The following is a 932-nucleotide window of genomic DNA, read 5'->3' as shown; positions in this document are numbered from 1 at the left end:
TAAACATCGTCAGCGTCAACAAGCCAAAGGTGCTGACAGGCTTGAACCAAAAGGTACGTGGCCGGATGCTCCCGTATATGGTGGGGGCACACGGACAGCAGGGCCACCGGTGGATAGGCAGGGTCTACCCCGCTCGTGTTACTTACGCGGAACATGGTAAGCGCGTATCTGCGCCCTTCGGGGCAGGCGAACCGCAAGGAACGCTGTGGCAGGTGCGGGTAAAGGATTGTCGAAAAAGCGAACGCCATCCTGTAATCGGATGGATAAGGGTTGAGCCATCGGGCGACATTACTCTGCGCGAAAGCGGGCAGACTTCGACAAGGTCTTTCATGAAGAGAGCTTTGAGAAACCTTCACAGGAGGGAGAGCAGATGACGGCGAACGCAGCATGCGCTGGTGCACCTTCCGGCGACGCGGGGCACTGGCACGATATTCATTGGGCAACGTGCTACCGGGAAGTCAGAAGGCTGCAAACGCGGATCTTCAAGGCGACAAAGGAAGGTCGCTGGGGCAAGGTGAAAGCCTTGCAATGGCTGCTGACCCACTCATTTGCCGGCAAAGCACTCGCCGTCAGACGGGTGACTGAGAATCACGGCAAGAAGACGCCCGGCGTGGACAAGGTAACGTGGTCCAAACCCGATGCCAAATATCGTGCCGTCAAGAGATTATCTCGGCATGGGTATGCACCCCGACCATTGCGAAGAATTTATATACCAAAAAGCAATGGCAAGATGAGAGCGCTCGGTATCCCGTGCATGGTCGATAGAGCGATGCAGGCGTTACACCTGCTTGCCCTTGAACCCGTGTCGGAAACGTGCGCTGACTCGCATTCGTATGGATTTCGCCGGGACCGCTCGACAGCGGACGCTATCGAGCAATGCTTCACGGCGCTCGCGAAGAAGACATCGTCGCAGTGGATTTTAGAAGGCGATA

General features: G+C 56.5%; 1 protein-coding gene. It reads left to right on the top strand.

Features of this window, described 5'->3' with window-relative positions; translation table 11 throughout:
• Positions 1–370: 370 nt before the first annotated feature.
• Positions 371–932, top strand: a 562-nt coding sequence (locus tag P0D89_RS53480; RefSeq protein WP_408371336.1) for a reverse transcriptase N-terminal domain-containing protein, incomplete at its 3' end; no start/stop codon positions are given.

This window comes from Paraburkholderia sp. RL18-085-BIA-A (assembly GCF_046027075.1).
GTDB lineage: Bacteria > Pseudomonadota > Gammaproteobacteria > Burkholderiales > Burkholderiaceae > Paraburkholderia.
This window is presented reverse-complemented; position numbering and strand designations above follow the sequence as displayed.